This is a genomic window from Nocardia sp. A7 (genome assembly GCF_046549215.1).
Classification (GTDB): domain Bacteria; phylum Actinomycetota; class Actinomycetes; order Mycobacteriales; family Mycobacteriaceae; genus Nocardia.
This window is the reverse complement of the sequence record NZ_JAJPWE010000008.1, coordinates 57,217-73,276: the sequence shown is the minus strand read 5'-3', so window position 1 is coordinate 73,276 and position 16,060 is coordinate 57,217. Positions and strand designations below refer to the sequence as shown.

Genomic DNA, 16,060 nt, shown 5'->3' with positions numbered 1-16,060 from the left:
GGCCGACAATCGATCCGATTTTCCTCAGAGAGGAGACTGCGCATGCGCGCGACCTACATGTACGGCCCCGGCGACGTCCGCGTCATCGAGGTGGCCGACCCGGTGATCATCGACCCGACCGATGCGGTGGTGCGCATCGTCCGTAGCTGCATCTGCGGTTCTGACCTGCACCCTTACCACTCCATGCGGCCGTCGGAGCAGGGCAGCCCGATGGGGCACGAATGCGTCGGCGTCGTCGAGGACATCGGGCGCGACGTGACCACCGTCAAGAAGGGCGATCTGGTGATCACACCGTTCGCGTGGTCGGACGGGACCTGCGAGTTCTGTCGTGAGGGTTTGCAGACCTCGTGCAGGCACGGCGGTTTCTGGGGCGGTGGGAAGGTCGGTGGGCTGCAAGCCGAGGCGGTGCGGGTGCCGCTCGCCGACGGCTCGCTCGTGGCGGTGCCGGTCGAGGAGAACTCGCCGCTGATTCCGTCGCTGCTGACGCTGTCCGATGTCTACGGCACCGGCCATCACGCCGCCGTGAAGGCGCGCGTCACCCCGGACACCACCGTCACGGTGATCGGTGACGGTGCGGTCGGGCTGATGGCGGTGTTGTCGGCCCGTCAGCTCGGTGCCGAGCAGATCATTCTGATGGGCAGGCACAAGCAGCGCACCGATCTGGGGCGTGATTTCGGTGCCACCGAGGTCGTCGCCGCACGCGGTGACGAAGGCATCGCGGCGGTGCGCGAACTCGCAGGCGGCGACGGCACCCATGTGGTCATCGAAGCCGTCGGCCACATGCCCGCCTATCAGCAGGCCCTCGGTGTGGTCCGACCGGGCGGCGTGATCAGTCGGGTCGGTGTTCCCCAATATGCCGATGCCCCAGTCGGTTTCGGCACCCTGTTCGGCCCGAACATCACTCTTACCGGCGGTCCGGCCCCGGCCCGTGCCTATATCGACACCCTGTTGCCCGGTGTCCTCGACGGCACCGTCGATCCGGGCAAGGTCTTCGACCGCGAGATCGGTCTCGACGAGGTCCCCGATGGCTACCGCGCGATGGACAACCGCGAAGCCCTCAAAGTCCTGGTCCGGCCCTGACGATCTTGCTCAGCGGAGCATCTCGGTGCTGACCACGGACAGCAGCTGCAGTTTCTCGTAACTCTCTGTGCCGGGTGTCGCGGTGTAGACGAGCAACAGGTGGGACTGGGCGGGGTCGAGCAGTGTTTGGCAGTTCAGGTCCATGGTGCCGACCTCGGGGTGACGCAAACGCTTCACGTCGTGCGGGCGGACGCCGATCTCATGGGTGTGCCACAGGGTTCGGAATTCCTCGGACTCGGCCAGGAGAAGGGTCGCGAAGTGGGCGGCGCGGGAATCGGGGCCGCGCCGGGTGGTGACTTCGCGGAGTCCGGAGACGAACATCCGCGACAGGAACGGGTGGTCCTCGGGTGCGTAGCGGTCCCGTTCGGTGGGGTCGGTGAACCAGCGATAGCCGATGCTGCGGGCCGGGCCGGTGTAGCGGGTGGTGTCGCCGGTCAGCGCCTTGCCGAGCGGTGTCTGTCGCAGCGTCTCGCCGAGCTCGGTGACGATTTCGGCGGGCGTGTCGTGGAGGCGGTCGAGAATCCGCAGCAGGCCGGGGCTGATGTGTTCGCTGATCGTGCCGCGCGCGGGCGGGGTGTGGCCCGCCAGGCGGAACAGGTGGTCGCGTTCGTCGAGGGTCAGGTGCAGGCCCTGGGCGATCGCGGCGATCATCTGTTCCGACGGGTGCGGACCGCGTTCCTGCTCCAGTCGCGCGTAGTAGTCGGTCGACATATGACACAGGGCGGCGACCTCCTCCCGTCGCAACCCGCTCGTCCGGCGCCTGCGCCCACGCGGCAGGCCGACATCCTCGGGTTGTAGCGATTCCCGGCGTTGTCTGAGAAACTCCGCCAGCTCCGTGCGATCGATCACCAGCATCTCCTTCCCGTGTCCTGTTCGGTTCTACCGTCGAGGCCTGCGAGTATCCACGGATCGACAGTCCCTGGATGTCGCCTCTCGACCAGGCGAGCGTGGATAGCGGGCAACGAGCCCAGCACATCGAGACTCAGGAGAAGCGATATGCCACGTCGGCAATCCGACATCACTGTTCCCGACCTCACCGGTAAGCGCGCCGTGGTCACCGGAGCCAGCGATGGCATGGGGGTCGGGATCGCGGCGCGTTTGGCGGCCGCCGGCGCCGAAGTTGTGCTGCCGGTGCGCAATCAGCGCAAGGGCGAGGCGGCGCTCGCCAGTATCCGGGAGGCGGCCCCCGACGCGGCGGTCTCGCTTCGTGAACTCGATCTTTCCTCGTTGGCTTCGGTGGCGGATCTCGGCAAGTCCCTACGAGCGGAGGATCGCCCGATCCATCTGCTGATCAACAACGCGGGCGTGATGACCCCACCGGAGCGACAGGTCACCGTCGACGGTTTCGAATTGCAGTTCGGCACCAACCACCTCGGGCACTTCGCGCTCGTCGGACAGCTCATGCCCCTGCTCCGCGCGGGGAACGCACGAGTCACGTCCCAGGTCAGCATCGCGGCCAACCAGAACGGGATCAACTGGGACGACCTGAACTGGGAACGTTCCTACGACGGCGGGCGCGCCTACAGCCAGTCGAAGATCGCCTTCGGCCTGTTCGGGCTCGAACTCGGCAGGCGCAGCCGCGCGCACGGGTGGGGCATCACCAGCAATCTCTCTCACCCCGGTATCGCCCCGACGAATCTGCTCGCCGCCCGGCCCGAGGTCGGGCGCACCACCGACACCACCGCGGTGAAACTCATCCGATGGCTTTCGGCCCGCGGCATCCTCGTCGGCACCGTCGAGTCGGCGAAACTGCCCGCCCTCTACGCCGCCACCTCGCCCGATGCTGCCACCGAACGCTTCTACGGACCCAGCGGACCCGGACACCTCGGCGGCCCACCGGCCGAGCAGAAACTCTACGGCCGACTGCGCAGTCACGAAGACGCCCAACGCGTCTGGCAGATCTCCGAAGACCTCACCGGCGTCCGGATCTCAGCCTGACCCGGCACTACGGCCGAGCCGGATAGCCCCACTGCAGGCACGCCGACGTCAGCGCGTCCGGGATCGTCTCGCCGACGGGTAGCGGGCGAGCAGGCTGGATGACACCGGAGCGGATGGTGTCACTCCAGTCGCCGATCCCGCGGACGTAATTTCCGTGGTCGAAACGCCCGTAGTCCAGCATCGAGGGTTGCCACTCCACCTCGAGGAAGTGGCACAGGCCGCGGATGGTTTCCTCGGGGTGGCGGGTCAAGTCCTCGTACCGAACCTCGTGGCCGTTCAGCTCCGCGCGGGCCGCGTTCATCGCCTCGACGAACTCCGAAGTCCTTCGTACCGGGTCGATTTCGTGACGTTCGGTCCAGGCGCGGGCGAGGGAGCTCGCGATCTGCACCGGGTGGCGCAACAGGAACACATAGCGGGCATCAGGCCAGCACGCTGCGATCCGTCGCCAGGTCAGCACGCTGCTGGTGGTCTTGTTGACCATCCGGTCCTTGCCGCTGCGTTCCAGTTCGTGGTGCAGGAGGCGGTCCCAGAGGAGATGTTCGAGCTCGCGAATCGTCAGGCCGAGCGCGTCCAGCGAGATGCTCGCGTAGCGCTCGGTGACATCACCCGCGGCCCACTCGAGTTCTCGGACGGTCAGCAGATTCAGGTGCAATTCGTGCGGGGCGTGGATGCGGGCGTGGCTGTTCAAGACCGAACGCAGCAGGGTCGAACCGGATCGGGGCGCCGACAGGATGAAGATCGGCGCGGGCACCAAGCGATTCGCCGTTGCCTGCTTCACGGCTGTGGGCTCGACAGAGGACCATTCATCAGACATTTCTGGCAGGGCGAGATTTCGTGGCGGCATCGATCGCGCCATCGGGGCATAAACTGTTGCTGCCCAATGGAATTCGTCCTGGAACGATAGTGTTTCCGGTGTTATTGATTGCGTTTACCGACGAGCTCGGTTTCCGAAGACGAGACTGCGCAGGGCGAGGAAGCGTAGTCCGCCGACCACGGCCATGATCGCGATCACGGCGCCCGCCTGCGCGGCTTCGCCGAGGTCCGGTGCCAGCACATCCAATCCGGCCAGCGCCGCCGTGCTGATCCCGAGCCCGAGCAGCGCCAGCCCGCCGCCCTCCCACTGCGCGGTGAACCCGCCGACCCTGGCGCCCGCGCGGAAGGTGAGGTGCCGATGCAGTTCGTTCGCGATCACCGTGCTCACCATCGACCCGGCGACATTGGCGATCAGCGGGCCGCTGCCGTGCATGGTCATGAACAGCAGCACGTAGGCGATATTGCTGGCGCCGCCGACCAGCGCGAAGCGGATCAGCTGGGCGAAGGTGTGGTCGCCGCGCAGGAATCGCAGCGTGCGGACGAGATCGATGCGCAGTGCGGGATCGGCGAACACGCTGGTGGGGAGCATTCCCGGGTGGGTGATCTGCGGTGCGGTCATGTTCGTTCCGATCGAGCGTGCGGATTCGGCGCGGTGGCCGGGCGACGCTTGTGACTATACGTAGATGTATACGTATAAACAAGTCTTTGTTCTTCGACCACGACCATCAGGCGCATGGTCACGATCGCGGTAGTGGCATTGGCATGCCGTCACAGTCGGCGGACACTGGAGGAATGGTGGACAGGGAGCAACGCACACCCTTCTACGGGGTGGTGCTGATTCTCGTAGCGCTCGGCGCGTCGATGGCGGTCAGTTATTACGGGCCGACGTGGGTCCGCGTCACCGTCTACATCCTCACGGTGATGGCCGTCCTGGTCGGCGGTGTCATGACGTTCCGGGACTACTCGCACTGACGCTGCGAACCTGATGCGCCCCGTGGGTGGGGCGGGGTCAAGTGGTGGGGCGGCGTCAGCTCGGGGCTTGGGGCCGTTGGTACACATCGGGGATGCCGTCGCCGTCGTCGTCGCGTGTTTCCGCTTCCTCGAGTGCGCGGTAGACGCGGTTGCGCGCGCGCAGCACGATGGTGGCCAGGATCGCCGCCGTCACGGTGCCGAACAGCACGCCGATGCGAACGTGGTCGGCACGGGTGTGGTCACCGGCGAAAGCTAGTTCGCCGACCAGCAGCGACACTGTGAAACCGATGCCACCGAGTAACGCCACACCTGCGACATCGATCCAGGACAGTTCCGCGTCGAGTTCGGCGCGGGTGAGTTTGGCGGTGAGATAGGTCGTCGCGGTGATACCGATCAGCTTGCCCGCGACCAGGCCGGCGATGATGCCGAGCGTCACCTTGTCGCCGAGGGAATCGGTGAGTCCGCTGAGCCCACCGACGGTGACGCCCGCGGCGAAGAACGCGAACACCGGCACCGCGAACCCGGTCGACAACGGTCGGATCGCGTGTTCGAACCGTTCGGCGAGCCCGTGTTCGTCGGTTTCGCCGCGGGCGAGCACCGGGACGGTGAATCCGAGCAGCACCCCGGCGACAGTGGCATGCACACCTGAGGAGTGGACAAGCCACCACGCGACGAGCGCGAGCGGTATCAGCAGCCAGGCAGAACTGATGCGGCGTTGCACGGCGAGCGCGAACAGCGCGATGGGTACCGCGGCGGCGGCCAGGTACGGCAGGTTCAGTTCGCTGGTGTAGAAGATCGCGATCACGGTGACCGCGAGCAGGTCGTCGACGACGGCGAGGGTGAGCAGGAAAGTCCGCAACGCGGCGGGCAGGTGGGTGTTGATCACCGCCAGCACGGCCAGGGCGAACGCGATGTCGGTGGCGGTGGGGATGGCCCAGCCGTCGAGCGTGCCGGGCGGGCCGGCGCGGTTGACCAGCACATAGATCAGAGCGGGCACCGCCATGCCACCGACCGCGGCCACGACCGGGAGCGCGGCACGGCGGGGGTCACGCAGATCGCCCGCCACGAACTCGCGTTTGAGTTCGAGACCGACCACGAAGAAGAAGATCGCCAGCAGTCCGTCGGCGGCCCACTCGCTCAGCGACAGGTTCAGATGCAGCGCGGAGGGCCCGATGTGGAAATCACGCAGCGCGGCATACGCGCTTGCCCAGGGCGTATTGGCCCAGATCAGCGCGATGGCCGCCGCGATGATCAGCAGGACCCCACCGACGGTTTCGCGCCGCAGCACGGAGGCGAGGCGCTGGGTCTCGCGCCAACTGCCACGGGTGAGGACCGTGCGCCGCGTCGGCGGCGTCATCGGATCTCCTCGGTGTCGAGGCGGTCGGACGATTGCGAGCTACGCAGAATCAGCAAGAGTGGGTACCCGTCACCAATCGAACCCCACTCGACGGAGCTCGAGCAGGGTTGCCGACCAGACTTCCCGGCGCACCTATCCGTAAAGATGCCGTAAAGAGCACACCCACCGCAAACTGAAACGCGCTCGGCGCACGCTGATCGGGTGCCTCACCACCAGCCGAGCACGGGCCGCAGCTTTCGGCCGAGTGCGCCCGCCAGGGATCGGGAGTAACTCGCCGTGAGGTGGTGTTCGTCGTGATAGATCAGGATGTTGCCTTCCGCCACCGCGCACAGCGTGGGTTCGCAGACCGCGTCTGTCAGGTCGATCGGGAAGACGCCGGGAAACGCCGAGGCCGGTGCCAGGGCAGGGTTGACCGGGGCGAGCGCGTCTTCGCGCCGCATTCCGCAGCTGATGCGGTTCCCGCCACCGGCCAAGCAGTCGGTGGCCTTGTAGCGGACGGTGCCGCGGCGTAGCCACGGGGTGTCACGGATGGCGATCACCTTCAGACCGCGGTCGGACAGGGCTGCCCAGACGGCGAGATAGTCGGCGGGAGTCTCGTCGCCGCCCTCGTCGCGAGGGCGGGTACCGGTGGTGAACACCCAGTCGGGACGGTCGGCACCGAGGCGGTCGATCACTTCGGCCGACCAGTCCCGGCAGTCCGGGATGGGTTCGCCGTTGTCCATGGCGTTTTCGTCGAGAGTGAGCGGGCAGCCCATCTTCAAGTACACCTGGATGCGGAACGGATATTCGGTGGCGAGCACCTCGAGCGCGGGCAGCCAGTGCTCGGCGTGGGAGCTACCGACCAGTGCCAGTGTCCGATCGGCATCCGGATCACCATAGGTGCAGGTGACCACGTCACGGGTGTTCCAGTCCGCGATACACCCGTCCGCCGTTGGCGGGGGGACTTCGGTCGGCGCTTCGAAGACGGAGGGTTTCATCGGCTCGTCGGGTGTCGCGGCGCCGGAAGCCAATGCCTCCGCGCCGGGGTATTTCGCCGGGCCGAGCTGCCCGGCCACGACCGGTGGATTGACGCGAATGACAGTGAACTGCCAGCCGCCGGTGACGGTGACGGTTGCCACCAGTACCACCGCGACCGCGGCGGCGACCAGGTGCCGCGATCGTGCGTATCCGCCGTCGACGCGCGTAATGCGCTGCCGCAGTGGCTCTTCGATCCAGCGGTGTGTCATCCAGGCCAGCACGACCGACAGTCCGATCACGCCGGTGCCGCCAACGAGCCCGGCGTGGGTGTTGCCGCGTTCGGCGAGGAAGAAGATCAGGATCGGCCAATGCCACAGATACAGGGGATAGGCGATCTCGCCGAGCCACCGCATGGTCGGATGAGCCAGTAGCCGATTCGGCAGCGGCCAGTCGGCGTACCGCAGACGCGACGCCGAAAGGATCACCGCGGCCGTCGCGCAGACCGGGAGCAGTGCCGCGGGCCCGGGGAATCGGTTGGCGCCGTCGATGATCAGCCACCCGCACAGCACGACACCGAGCACACCGAACACCGAGAGCGCGACGCGCAGCCGACGCCACGGCACCAGAGACGGTGCGACGACAGCGAGTCCGGCGCCGACCGACAACTCCCACGCGCGGGCGAAGCTGTCGTAGTAGTTCCATCCTTGATGCGTGGCGGCGCCGTAGGCGGCGTAGATGAACGAGGCCGCCGACATCGCGACCACGAGCGCGCCGACAGCCGCGCGAATCCGACCCGGACGTGCGAGCCGAGTACACAACCAGGCGGTAGCCGCGACCGCCGACAGCGCGACCAGGTAGAACTGCCCCTGCACCGACATCGACCACAGATGTTGCAGCGGACTGACCGAAGGGTCGGCGGCAAGGTAGTCCGACCAGGTCAGGGCGAGTTGCCAGTTCTGGTAGTAGAACAGCGACGACAGAACCTGCGCTGCCGCTGTCGACCATTGTGTGTACGGCAGTAGCAGTACGGTCGCGACGACGACCGCCGCCAGTACGACGGTCATGGCGGGGACCAGACGCCGCAGCGTGCGGCGCGCGATCGACCACGCCCAGAACGGTTCCGCGGACTCTGCCCGGCGCAGCAGCAAGCCGGTGAAGAAGAATCCCGAAAGCACCAGGAAGACGTCTACACCACCGGAAACACGACCGAACCACACATGAAAGACCACGACCAACGCGATCGCGAGCCCCCGCAAGCCGTCCAAATCGAAGCGGTACTCCGTCCCGGGACCGGTTGCCGTCGCGGTGGGGTGGGGCGGATGTCCGACCGAGTAAGCGGTATCGACACTGCTCACAGTCCCGAACACCGCCTCGGCGCGCTCACATCGGGCACAGGCGAGCGGGTACCTCGGAGAACAGACGATGACCACGACATGACGACTCTCCTACCACGGTCGAATCCGCCAGGTCCATTCGGCGGCCCTGTGCTACAAGGAGTTTCGCCATGGCGGCGTCGAAATCTGCCGTGATCGTGGTCGACAGCGCGGGTGTCCGTCGACCCCGGTCGATCGCAAATCTACCCGTACGGGAGAGTAGATTCTTCTCGTCGAGGTTCCCGGACAATCCGGCCGCCTGCGTAAACGACCGAATGGAGATCGTTGATGGGGACAGTCGTGTCCATCGCAAAGGAAACCGACGTGTCGGTGTTGGGCGCTTTGCGGAGCCCGAAGCGGCTGCGGATCGAGGTACTCGCCGGGCTGGTGGTCGCGCTGGCGCTGATCCCGGAGGCGATCTCGTTCTCCATCATCGCCGGGGTCGATCCGCGGGTCGGGCTGTTCGCCTCGTTCACGATGGCGGTGACGATCTCGATCGTCGGGGGCCGTCCGGCGATGATCTCGGCCGCGACCGGCGCTGTCGCACTGGTGATTGCCCCCGTCGTCGAGCGGTACGGCCTGGACTACCTGATCGCCACGGTGCTGCTGGCCGGGGTGATCCAGATCGTGCTCAGCGTGATCGGGGTGGCGCGACTCATGCGGTTCATCCCGCGCAGTGTGATGGTCGGTTTCGTCAACGCCTTGGCGATTCTGATCTTCACCGCCCAGTTCCCGCACCTGATCGGGGTGCCGTGGTTGGTGTATCCGATGGTCGCGCTCGGCATCGTGATCATGGTGTTTCTGCCCAAGCTGACCACTGTCGTCCCGGCTCCGCTGGTGGCGATCGTGCTGCTCACGGCGGCGACCCTGGTGTTCTCGCTGAACGTGCCCGACGTCGGTGACGAGGGCGAACTGCCGTCGAGTCTGCCGTCGTGGCTGATCCCCGATGTCCCGTACGACCTGGCGACGCTGCGCATCATCGCCCCGTACGCGCTGGCCATGGCGCTGGTCGGGCTGCTCGAATCGCTGATGACGGCGAAGCTGGTCGACGACATCACCGACACCCACTCCGACAAGACCCGCGAAGGCTGGGGTCAGGGTGTCGCGAACGTGGTCACCGGGTTCTTCGGTGGCATGGGCGGCTGCGCGATGATCGGTCAGACCATGATCAACGTGAAGGTGTCGGGGGCGCGCACGCGGATCTCGACGTTCCTGGCCGGTGTGTTCCTGCTGATCCTGGTGGTCGGCCTTGGTGATGTCGTCGCACTGATCCCGATGGCCGCCTTGGTCGCGGTGATGGTCATGGTCTCGGTCGGCACCGTGGACTGGCACTCGGTGGCCCCGAAGACGTTGCGGCGCATGCCGATTGCCGAGACCACGGTCATGGGCGTCACCGTGGTGGTCACCGTGATCAGTCACAACCTCGCCTACGGCGTGATCGCGGGTGTGCTCACGGCGATGGTCGCCTTCGCCCATCGGGTCGCGCACTTCACCGAGGTGGTGAAGATCGGTGACGCGGACATCGACCACGACGGCGACATCGACACCCGCGTCTACAAGGTGCGCGGCGAGCTGTTCTTCGCCTCCAGCAATGACCTGATCTACCAATTCGACTATGTCGACGATCCGAGCAATGTCGTCATCGATATGACCGACGCCCATATCTGGGACGCGTCGACCGTCGCCACGCTGGACGCGATCACCACCAAGTACGAGTCCAAGGGCAAGACCGTCGAGATCGTCGGTCTCAACGAAGCCTCCGAGCAACGCCACGACCGCCTCAGCGGACACTTGTCGAGTGGACACTGACTTGCCCGGCGAACCCACTCGCGCGCACCTGCAGATCGGCCAGGTCGCCGACCGCACGGAACTGTCGATCAAGACGATCCGCCACTACGACGAAGTCGGCCTGGTGACACCGTCGGCACGCAGCGCGGGTGGGTTTCGCCTCTACACCGAGGCCGATGTCGAACGTCTGCTCGTCATCCGGCGGATGAAGCCGCTCGGTTTCACCCTGCACCAGATGCGTGAACTCCTCGAAGCGCTGGCGGTTCTCGCCGATTCCGCCGGTGGACACGAACAACGCGAGCGAGCGAGCGCGGTCGTGCTCGAATACCACGCGACCGCGACACAGAGCTGCGAGAAGCTGCGCCGACAGCTCGACTACGCTGAGGAATTCACCGAGCTGCTCATCGCGCGCCGTTCCGCGAAGGCACGAGACTGAGTCGGGCTCACGGCTTTTCGGCGTATGTTTCGCGATGGTCGCGGTTGGTCGTGACGACCGCGTCGAGGGCGTCGCGGGCCTGGAGCAGGTCGGCGATGCGCGCGTCCAGGCGCTCGCGTTCCGCCAGCAGGCGCGCCCAGGTTTCGTCGGTCTGCTCGGCGCTCGGCGCGTCGACACAGGGGAGTAGCTCGGCGATGGTGCGGCTCGGTAGTCCGGCGGCGTACAGGTGCTGGACCAGGCGGACCCGCTCGACAGCACCGTCGACGTAGGTCCGTTGGCCGCTGGGGCTGCGCGTGCTGGTCAGCAGTCCCTGTTCCTCGTAGTAGCGCAGCGAGCGAACACTCACCCCTGCCTGCTCCGCCAGCTGACCGATCCGCACCGAGACCTCCTTCGCAAATGCTTCCCTCTGACGTCAATGGTAGGCCTTGCGGTCGAGTGTGCGGCGGACTACTCCGACCTCGCGCGGAGTCGATCGCGTTCGGCGCGCAGGCGGGTGACGGTGTCTTCGAGTTCGAGGATGCGGGCCACCGCGGTCAGGTTGATTCCCTCGCCGGTGAGTGTGGTGATCCGGTGCAGGCGGGTGAGGTCCTCGCCGCTGTAGCGGCGGGTTCCGCCTGCGCTGCGTTCGGGTGTGAGCAGGCCGTGCTGCTCGTAGAGGCGCAGGGTCTGGACCCCGATACCGGCCAGCTCGGCGGCTACGGAGATCGCGTACACCGCATGCGCGGGCGACGGCATGCCGTCGTGTGGGGAGACCATCGCTTGTACTCACCTCGATTCCTTCGATCCTGATTCAGATTACCTGGTTTCGGCACTTGCACTCATCTAGGTCGAGTGCTAAAAAATATCTATGTCAGATGACAGAGGTTATCTGATAACCGTCCTACTGAGAATGGAGTGAGTTGGAGGTGGCGACCATGTTGATGCGTACCGATCCTTTCCGCGATCTGGACCGGTGGACCCAGCAGATGTTCGGCACAGCAGCGCAGCCGACGGCGATGCCGATGGATGCCTGGCGCGAAGGTGACGAGTTCGTCGTCGAGTTCGACCTGCCCGGAATCGACCCGGAGTCGCTGGACCTGGATGTCGAACGCAATGTGGTGACCGTGCGCGCGTCGCGACCCGGCCTCGATGCCGATCGGTCGATGATCGCCGCGGAGCGCCCGCGCGGGGTGTTCAGCCGTCAGTTGTTCCTCGGCGAGAGCCTCGACACCGACCGGATCCGCGCCGACTATCGCAGTGGGGTGCTGCGCCTGTCGATCCCGGTGGCGGAGAAGGCCAAACCCCGCAAGATCGAGATCGCCCGCGACCACGAACCCCAGGTGATCAACGCCTGAGCTCGAGCTGGGGATCGACGATGTCAGCCTCGATCGTCGACGACGGCCGAGGCTGACGGCCATCGATCCCGGCTTCCCGCCGTCGCGGTGGCCGAGCCCCGCACTGGGCCGGCCACCGCGCCCGACCGTATCGACCAAGCATGGAGCGTTCCCAGTGCCGACGACGACTTCTCCTGCCTCGCCTACTGACCAGCCCGTATACCCGAACCCGCACCGGCACGAGACCACCGAGGCTCGATCGTGGCAGCCCGGCCACGTCGCCTGGTTCGACGCCGAGAAGGGGTTCGGGTTCGTGACGCCCGACCGCGGTGGGCCCGCGGTGTTCTGCGACTACACCGCCATCGATGCCCCCGGCTACAAGACCCTGCACGCCGGCCAGCGAGTGATCTTCACCGCGACCGACACCGACCGCGGACCCGAAGCCGTTCGAATCCTGACCTACGCCGAGCCTGCCACCGCCGAGCCGACCTTCCTGCCGAGGGTCGGCTTGCGGTCGATAGAACCGTGTCGGTGGGACCGGCTGTCACTATCGGATCAGAGGCAGTTCGGGTCGGTGTCGAGGAGCAGGGTGTCCAGGGACGCCAGGATGTCGAGTTGGGGTGCGATCTTGGGTAGTTCGAAGGTGTAGAAGAAGCGGGCGGCGGCGCGTTTGCCGTCGTAGAACGGCCCTTCCCTGTGGCCGGTGGCGACGAGTTGTTCGAGCCAGATCCACGCGATCACGACGTGGCCGAAGCTCTCGAGGTAGAGCGAGGAGTTCGCGAGCGCGACCGCGGGGTCGCCGGTGGACCACAATCGCATCGTGGTCTCGACGACCCGCCGCCACACGGCATCGAGCTGTTCGGCATTGGCCGCGGGCTGCCCGCCGAGCTCGCGTGCGCGCTGCACCGTCTTCTCGATTTCCGCGCCGAGCAGCGCCATTCCGGCGCCACCCTGCATGACGACCTTGCGACCGAGCAGGTCGAGGCCCTGCACGCCGTGGGTGCCCTCGTGGATGGGGTTGAGGCGGTTGTCGCGGTAGAGCTGTTCGACGTCGTAATCGGTGGTGTAGCCGTAGCCACCGTGTACCTGGATCGCGAGACTGTTGGCCTCCAGGCACCACTGCGAGGGCCAGCTCTTGGCGACCGGGGTCAGCACGTCGAGCAGCAATGCGGCGGCGTCGCGGGCCTCGGGCTCCGGCGCGGTGGCCGAGTCGTCGACCAATCGCGCGCAGTACAGGTTCAACGCCATGGCGCCTTCGACGTAGGACTTCTGCGCCAGCAGCATCCGGCGCACATCGGGGTGCTCGATGATCGGAACAGGCGGCGACAGTGGATCTTTGGCCCCGAGAGCCCGGCCCTGCGTGCGCACCTTCGCGTAGGCGAGGGATTTGAGGTAGCCGGTGTAGCCGAGAGCGGTGGCCAGCATGCCGACGCCGACCCTGGCTTCGTTCATCATGTGGAACATGTAGGACAGGCCGCGGCCCTGCTCGCCCACGAGGAATCCGACCGCGCCCGCCTTGCCGCGGGGGGAGTGGGTGCCGTCGCCGAAGGCGAGGTGGGTATTGGTCGTGCCGCGATTGCCCATCTTGTGGTTGAGGCCGATCAGGGTGACGTCATTGCGTTCCCCGCCCTCGGGCAGGTACTTCGGGACGATGAACAGGGAAATGCCTTTGACCCCGGGGGGACCGTCAGGGGTTTTGGCCAGCACGAGATGCACGATGTTCTCGGTGAGTTCGTGATCGCCGCCCGAGATCCACATCTTGGTCCCGGTCACGCGATAGGTTCCGTCGTCCTGGCGGGTGGCGCGGGTGGTGATGTCGGCCAGCGAGGAGCCTGCCTGCGGTTCCGACAGGCACATCGTCCCGAAGTAGCGTCCCTCGAGCATCGGCCGCACGTACTCGTCGATCTGGCTCGCGGTGCCGTACTCGGCGAGAAGGTTGGCATTGGCGGTGGTGAGCAGCGGGTAGGCCGAGGTACCGGCGTTCGCGGCTTGCAGCCAGGCCATCGCGGTGCGCGCGATCGTCGCGGGCAGTTGCATGCCCCCGAGCTCTTCGTCGAACTGGCCCGACATGAGCCCGGCCTTGGCGAAGATCTCGAGCGCGTGCGCGACCTCGTCGATCATCTCCACGGTGCCGTCGGGCCGCATGACCGGCTGGTTCTGGTCGGCCTTCTTGTTGTGCGGAGCGAATTCCTTGATCGCGATGTCGGCGCTGAGGGCCAGCACCGCGTCGAAGGTCTCCCGCGAATGCTCTGCGAACCGATCACGGCTGGTCAGCTGGGTGATATCGAGCCACTCGTAGAGCAGGAATTCGAGATCGCGCTGGCAGAGTACGTCGTCGGTCACGTTCGTCCGTTCTGAGATTCGAAGCCGGCCACTACCCGGCAGACGGAAAATAAGCGCTTGCTTAATTTCTATCTTGGCGCCTGGTACGGCTGGTCGTCAAGCACCTCCGCGCTCGGGCCGGTCGGCACGCTGACAGAATCGAACCATGACCGATGCGCCCCAGGCGGATACCTCGCGGGCGGAGGCCACGCGGACCCGCCTGCTCGAATCCGCGGTCGCGGCCTTCGCGGCCAAGGGCTACTACGGAACGACGACGCGCGATATCGCCGCCGCGGCCGGGATGAGCCCGGCCGCGCTGTACATGCATCACAAGTCCAAAGAAGAGTTGCTGTACGTCATCTCGCGCGGCGGCCACGAACAAATTCTCCGCCTCGTCGTCGAGGCCGCGGCGGTCGATGGAACGCCTGCTCAGCGGCTGTACGGACTCGTCCACGCCTTCGTTTCCGAGCACGCGGGCCGACCTACTGTCGCGCGCATCCTGAACTACGAACTGGCCGCGCTCAGCCCCGAGCATTTGGCCGAGATCCGTGGCATTCGGCGAGAAACCGAGAACGCGGTGCGCGCGCTCGTCGCCGAAGGGGTCCGCTCCGGCGATTTCGACATCCGCGATCTCAAAATGGCTGTGGTGGCTGTGCTTTCGCTCGGTATCGACATCGCTCGGTGGTATCGCGAAGGCGGTGACCGGTCGGTGGTCGAGGTGGCTGACCAGTACGCGGACATGGCGCTGCGAATCGTCGGGGCGCCGCCGCTTTAGGTGTGGTCAGGGGCGGGCGAGGGCAGTGACTTCTACTTCGATCTGCCAGTCGGGCTGGGCGAGGGAGGACACCTCGAGCAAGGTGTCGGCGGGGTAGGGCTCACTGAGGAACTCCCCGCGTAGCGCGATGATGTTATCGAGGTTGGCGGCCATGTCGGTGACGAAGATGCCGACTTTCACCACATCGGTCAGGTCGGCGCCTGCCTGCGCGAGCACCCGCCCGATGTTGGCGAAGGCCTGACGTCCCTGCGTCAGGAAGTCCTCGGAGACCGTGTGCCCCCGCTCGTCGATGCCGGCCTGACCGGACACGTAAATGAGGCCGTTCGCCTTGATGGCCTGCGAGATCTTGTACGGCTCATACCAATCGGGGGTAGTGGCGATCTTCTCGACGCGCTGCGCGGGCATGGCGACTTCCTCTCAGATAGTGCATGTGCATGCAACTAATGTAGGTGCATGCAGATAATGGCACTGCATGTAATCTGACGTCAACACGGAAGGCGGGATCATGGACCCGACGAGCTGGGATCAGGTCGAGACCTTGCACGGCATGGTGACCCAACGGCTGGCCAAGGAGGTGCAGCGGCGGCACGGCATCGGGCTGTCGGAGTATCAGGCCCTGTGCCGACTCGCGCGCGCCGACGACGGCGAACTACGGATGCAGGAGTTGGCCGAGCTGATCGGCCTCAACCAGAGCTCGGTCAGCCGCCTGGCCGCCCGCCTGGAATCGGCGGGCCTCACCCGCCGCGACCTGTGCCCCAAGGATCGCCGGGGTGTGTACACCGTGATCACCGACAAGGGCCGCGCCCTGCGGGACCAGGCCGAACCGACCTACCGGGAAGCCCTGGCCGACGCCATGGCCGAGGCGTCCGCGGACGCCCGGGTCAGCGACCTCGTCACCAAGCTCCGCCCCTGAGCGAAGACTGGGTGGCTATATAT

General features: G+C 66.3%; 18 protein-coding genes. 9 read left to right on the top strand and 9 right to left on the bottom strand.

Annotation, left to right across the window (positions count from 1 at the left end; all coding sequences use genetic code 11):
* The first annotated feature begins 42 nt into the window (after positions 1 to 42).
* Positions 43 to 1,080: a zinc-binding dehydrogenase gene (locus tag ACLJPD_RS31390; protein WP_410877022.1), complete on the top strand. Its 1,038-nt coding sequence runs from the start codon at positions 43 to 45 to the stop codon at positions 1,078 to 1,080.
* A 9-nt stretch (positions 1,081 to 1,089) separates the two neighbouring features.
* On the opposite strand, the gene ACLJPD_RS31385 is transcribed toward ACLJPD_RS31390, so the two are convergent.
* Positions 1,090 to 1,935, bottom strand: coding sequence for a helix-turn-helix transcriptional regulator (locus ACLJPD_RS31385; protein WP_410877021.1), 846 nt, complete (start codon positions 1,933 to 1,935; stop codon positions 1,090 to 1,092).
* Between the two features lie 141 nt (positions 1,936 to 2,076).
* Here ACLJPD_RS31385 and ACLJPD_RS31380 point away from each other — a divergent pair, with 141 nt between their 5' ends.
* Positions 2,077 to 3,018, top strand: coding sequence for an SDR family oxidoreductase (locus ACLJPD_RS31380; protein ID WP_410877019.1), 942 nt, complete (start codon positions 2,077 to 2,079; stop codon positions 3,016 to 3,018).
* 7 nt (positions 3,019 to 3,025) lie between these two features.
* Here the strand turns inward: ACLJPD_RS31380 and ACLJPD_RS31375 are convergent, their stop codons facing one another.
* Positions 3,026 to 3,832, bottom strand: coding sequence for a sulfotransferase family protein (locus ACLJPD_RS31375; protein ID WP_410877017.1), 807 nt, complete (start codon positions 3,830 to 3,832; stop codon positions 3,026 to 3,028).
* 114 nt (positions 3,833 to 3,946) lie between these two features.
* Positions 3,947 to 4,450 (bottom strand): GtrA family protein, encoded by a 504-nt coding sequence (locus ACLJPD_RS31370; protein ID WP_410877015.1) that lies wholly within the window; start codon positions 4,448 to 4,450, stop codon positions 3,947 to 3,949.
* Between the two features lie 173 nt (positions 4,451 to 4,623).
* Between ACLJPD_RS31370 and ACLJPD_RS31365 the strand changes: the two genes are divergently transcribed.
* Positions 4,624 to 4,803, top strand: coding sequence for a hypothetical protein (locus ACLJPD_RS31365; protein ID WP_410877013.1), 180 nt, complete (start codon positions 4,624 to 4,626; stop codon positions 4,801 to 4,803).
* A gap of 55 nt (positions 4,804 to 4,858) precedes the next feature.
* On the opposite strand, the gene nhaA is transcribed toward ACLJPD_RS31365, so the two are convergent.
* Positions 4,859 to 6,160, bottom strand: coding sequence for a Na+/H+ antiporter NhaA (gene nhaA / locus ACLJPD_RS31360; protein ID WP_410877011.1), 1,302 nt, complete (start codon positions 6,158 to 6,160; stop codon positions 4,859 to 4,861).
* Between the two features lie 206 nt (positions 6,161 to 6,366).
* Positions 6,367 to 8,472, bottom strand: coding sequence for an acyltransferase family protein (locus ACLJPD_RS31355; protein ID WP_410877010.1), 2,106 nt, complete (start codon positions 8,470 to 8,472; stop codon positions 6,367 to 6,369).
* 306 nt (positions 8,473 to 8,778) lie between these two features.
* Between ACLJPD_RS31355 and ACLJPD_RS31350 the strand changes: the two genes are divergently transcribed.
* Positions 8,779 to 10,299, top strand: a complete 1,521-nt coding sequence (locus ACLJPD_RS31350) for a SulP family inorganic anion transporter (RefSeq protein ID WP_410877009.1) — start codon at positions 8,779 to 8,781, stop codon at positions 10,297 to 10,299.
* Entirely contained in the window at positions 10,289 to 10,714 is a 426-nt protein-coding gene (locus tag ACLJPD_RS31345; protein ID WP_410877007.1) for a MerR family transcriptional regulator, read from the top strand. Before ACLJPD_RS31350 ends, ACLJPD_RS31345 begins: the two co-directional genes overlap by 11 nt.
* A gap of 7 nt (positions 10,715 to 10,721) precedes the next feature.
* On the opposite strand, the gene ACLJPD_RS31340 is transcribed toward ACLJPD_RS31345, so the two are convergent.
* Together ACLJPD_RS31340 and ACLJPD_RS31335 are read right to left on the bottom strand one after the other, a co-directional pair.
* Positions 10,722 to 11,093 (bottom strand): MerR family transcriptional regulator, encoded by a 372-nt coding sequence (locus ACLJPD_RS31340; protein WP_410877005.1) that lies wholly within the window; start codon positions 11,091 to 11,093, stop codon positions 10,722 to 10,724.
* A 68-nt stretch (positions 11,094 to 11,161) separates the two neighbouring features.
* Positions 11,162 to 11,470, bottom strand: a complete 309-nt coding sequence (locus ACLJPD_RS31335) for a MerR family transcriptional regulator (protein WP_410877003.1) — start codon at positions 11,468 to 11,470, stop codon at positions 11,162 to 11,164.
* A gap of 158 nt (positions 11,471 to 11,628) precedes the next feature.
* On the opposite strand from ACLJPD_RS31335, the gene ACLJPD_RS31330 reads away from it, so the two are divergent.
* Entirely contained in the window at positions 11,629 to 12,048 is a 420-nt protein-coding gene (locus ACLJPD_RS31330) for an Hsp20/alpha crystallin family protein (RefSeq protein ID WP_410877001.1), read from the top strand.
* A gap of 154 nt (positions 12,049 to 12,202) precedes the next feature.
* On the top strand, positions 12,203 to 12,676 hold the full coding sequence (locus tag ACLJPD_RS31325) for a cold-shock protein (RefSeq protein ID WP_410876999.1): 474 nt from the start codon (positions 12,203 to 12,205) through the stop codon (positions 12,674 to 12,676).
* On the opposite strand, the gene ACLJPD_RS31320 is transcribed toward ACLJPD_RS31325, so the two are convergent.
* Complete coding sequence (locus ACLJPD_RS31320) at positions 12,583 to 14,370, bottom strand: acyl-CoA dehydrogenase (protein WP_410876997.1); 1,788 nt, start codon at positions 14,368 to 14,370, stop codon at positions 12,583 to 12,585. The genes ACLJPD_RS31325 and ACLJPD_RS31320 overlap by 94 nt on opposite strands.
* Before the next feature lie 145 nt (positions 14,371 to 14,515).
* Between ACLJPD_RS31320 and ACLJPD_RS31315 the strand changes: the two genes are divergently transcribed.
* Positions 14,516 to 15,124 carry a TetR family transcriptional regulator gene (locus tag ACLJPD_RS31315; RefSeq protein ID WP_410876996.1) on the top strand — a complete coding sequence of 203 codons (609 nt, stop codon included), beginning with the start codon at positions 14,516 to 14,518 and terminating at the stop codon, positions 15,122 to 15,124.
* A 6-nt stretch (positions 15,125 to 15,130) separates the two neighbouring features.
* Here the strand turns inward: ACLJPD_RS31315 and ACLJPD_RS31310 are convergent, their stop codons facing one another.
* On the bottom strand, positions 15,131 to 15,529 hold the full coding sequence (locus ACLJPD_RS31310) for a RidA family protein (RefSeq protein ID WP_410876995.1): 399 nt from the start codon (positions 15,527 to 15,529) through the stop codon (positions 15,131 to 15,133).
* Between the two features lie 100 nt (positions 15,530 to 15,629).
* Here ACLJPD_RS31310 and ACLJPD_RS31305 point away from each other — a divergent pair, with 100 nt between their 5' ends.
* Positions 15,630 to 16,037: a MarR family winged helix-turn-helix transcriptional regulator gene (locus tag ACLJPD_RS31305; RefSeq protein ID WP_410876994.1), complete on the top strand. Its 408-nt coding sequence runs from the start codon at positions 15,630 to 15,632 to the stop codon at positions 16,035 to 16,037.
* Positions 16,038 to 16,060: the final 23 nt, after the last annotated feature.

Bases quoted from the DNA above. Each gene is read 5' to 3' on its own strand.
- ACLJPD_RS31385 (WP_410877021.1), bottom strand. From the start codon at position 1,935: ATGCTGGTGATCGATCGCACGGAGCTGGCGGAGTTTCTCAGACAACGC.
- nhaA (WP_410877011.1), bottom strand. From the start codon at position 6,160: ATGACGCCGCCGACGCGGCGCACGGTCCTCACCCGTGGCAGTTGGCGC.
- ACLJPD_RS31370 (WP_410877015.1), bottom strand. From the start codon at position 4,450: ATGACCGCACCGCAGATCACCCACCCGGGAATGCTCCCCACCAGCGTG.
- ACLJPD_RS31350 (WP_410877009.1), top strand. From the start codon at position 8,779: ATGGGGACAGTCGTGTCCATCGCAAAGGAAACCGACGTGTCGGTGTTG.
- ACLJPD_RS31365 (WP_410877013.1), top strand. From the start codon at position 4,624: ATGGTGGACAGGGAGCAACGCACACCCTTCTACGGGGTGGTGCTGATT.
- ACLJPD_RS31315 (WP_410876996.1), top strand. From the start codon at position 14,516: ATGACCGATGCGCCCCAGGCGGATACCTCGCGGGCGGAGGCCACGCGG.
- ACLJPD_RS31390 (WP_410877022.1), top strand. From the start codon at position 43: ATGCGCGCGACCTACATGTACGGCCCCGGCGACGTCCGCGTCATCGAG.
- ACLJPD_RS31335 (WP_410877003.1), bottom strand. From the start codon at position 11,470: ATGGTCTCCCCACACGACGGCATGCCGTCGCCCGCGCATGCGGTGTAC.
- ACLJPD_RS31380 (WP_410877019.1), top strand. From the start codon at position 2,077: ATGCCACGTCGGCAATCCGACATCACTGTTCCCGACCTCACCGGTAAG.
- ACLJPD_RS31310 (WP_410876995.1), bottom strand. From the start codon at position 15,529: ATGCCCGCGCAGCGCGTCGAGAAGATCGCCACTACCCCCGATTGGTAT.
- ACLJPD_RS31375 (WP_410877017.1), bottom strand. From the start codon at position 3,832: ATGTCTGATGAATGGTCCTCTGTCGAGCCCACAGCCGTGAAGCAGGCA.
- ACLJPD_RS31305 (WP_410876994.1), top strand. From the start codon at position 15,630: ATGGACCCGACGAGCTGGGATCAGGTCGAGACCTTGCACGGCATGGTG.
- ACLJPD_RS31330 (WP_410877001.1), top strand. From the start codon at position 11,629: ATGTTGATGCGTACCGATCCTTTCCGCGATCTGGACCGGTGGACCCAG.